The organism is Heyndrickxia shackletonii (genome assembly GCF_001420715.1).
Lineage (GTDB): Bacteria > Bacillota > Bacilli > Bacillales > Bacillaceae_C > Margalitia > Margalitia shackletonii.
Window position 1 is genome coordinate 1 of record NZ_LJJC01000003.1, and the last position, 1899, is coordinate 1899.

Genomic DNA, 1899 nt, shown 5'->3' on the forward strand with positions numbered 1-1899 from the left:
TTGTGCGCCCGGCATGGGTGTAGTCTCTAGGGTGAAAGTCCCGAACTGTGAAGGCAGAAGTAGCAGTTAGCTTAACGCAAGGGTGTCCGTGGTGACGCGGAATCTGAAGGAAGCGAGCGGCAAACTTCCGGTCTGAGGAACACGAACTTCATACAAGGCTAGGTATCATTGGATGAGTTTGCAATACAAAACAAAGTCCTTTCTGCCGAAGGTGATACAAAGTAAATGAAGCAGATAGATGGAAGGAAAGATTGCACTCTTACCCGGGGAGGTCTGGTTGATACGCCAAGTACACTTGGTAACCTATCTAGTAATGGATAGCTGAACAATCAGAAGTCAGCCGAAGTCGTAGTACTTGGTTTGCTCGAGAGAATCAAGGAAGGACTGAACCATTTTAGGAGAACAAACACTCGGCAAACGGTTCTTTATGTATGAAAGCAGAAAATTCTTACGGAACCTACCTGAAAGGAAGAAATGGTGAATTCCATGGGGGACTTCGGGAGGGCTTAGTAAAGAACCCACTTAATGAGAATGTATTGTTCACGTAGAAAGGATAAATCTCAATGTTAATGGAACGAATGCTGTCACGGGAAAATCTTTTACTGGCATTAAAGCGAGTAGAAAAGAACAAAGGAAGTCATGGAGTAGACAATATGTCCGTAAAAGACCTACGAAGACATATTCTCGAAACGTGGGATACACTTAAAACATCCTTAATGGAGGGTACTTATCAACCTTCTCCTGTCCGTCGGGTTGAAATCCCAAAACCGAACGGTGGAGTAAGGTTATTAGGTATCCCAACCGTGACAGACCGTTTCATCCAACAGGCGATTACTCAGATTTTAACCCCTATCTTCGACCCGACTTTTTCAACACAGAGCTATGGTTTTCGACCAAACAAACGAGGTCATGACGGTGTTAGACAAGCGAAGAAATATATCGAAGAGGGATACCGATGGGTAGTCGACATGGACTTGGAGAAATTCTTTGATAAAGTCAATCATGATAGATTAATGCGGACTCTATCCAAAAGGATTCAAGACAGAACGCTCCTATCACTAATTCGGAAGTATCTACAGTCTGGCATTATGATTAATGGAGTCATAACGAAATCCGAGGAGGGTACGCCCCAAGGTGGACCATTAAGTCCTTTACTCTCCAATATCGTTCTAGATGAACTAGACAAAGAGTTAGAAAAGAGAGGGCACAAGTTTGTCCGATACGCAGATGATTGTAATATCTACGTAAAATCGAGAAGAGCCGGAGAGCGAGTAATGGACTCGATTACTACTTTCATTGAATTTACTCTAAAACTAAAGGTGAATCGAGAAAAGTCAGCTGTAGACAGACCTTGGAAAAGAAAGTTTTTAGGTTTTAGCTTCACATTTCATAAGAAACCGAAGGTGCGGATGTCAAACCAAAGTATTCAACGTGTCAAGAAACGGATACGAGAATTAACTTCAAGGTCAAAACCAATTCCAATGGATTATAGAATAGAGAAGCTGAATCAATATTTGATTGGCTGGTGCGGATATTATGCATTAGCAGATACACCCACTATTTTCAAAGAATTAGACGAATGGATTAGAAGGCGTCTCAGAATGTGCCAATGGAAAGAATGGAAGAAACCAAAAACCAAAGTAAGAAAACTCATTGGATTAGGGATTCCAAAAGAGAAGGCATACGAATGGGGAAACTCTAGAAAGAAATATTGGAGAATAGCCAGAAGCCCAATCCTACAGAAAACCCTCACAAACTCCTATTGGGAGATGCGAGGGCTGAAGAGTCTTTATGTGAGATATTCTCAACTACGTCAGACATAAATGGAACCGCCGTATACGGAACCGTACGTACGGTGGTGTGAGAGGTCGGGGGTTAGTCACCTCCTCCTACTCGATT

1 protein-coding gene is annotated in these 1899 nt (G+C 42.4%); it reads left to right on the forward strand.

Annotated elements, in window-relative coordinates; all coding sequences use genetic code 11:
- Positions 1 to 563 precede the first annotated feature (563 nt).
- Positions 564 to 1823: a group II intron reverse transcriptase/maturase gene (gene ltrA, locus AN964_RS00015; protein WP_055737770.1), complete on the forward strand. Its 1260-nt coding sequence runs from the start codon at positions 564 to 566 to the stop codon at positions 1821 to 1823.
- Positions 1824 to 1899 lie beyond the last annotated feature (76 nt).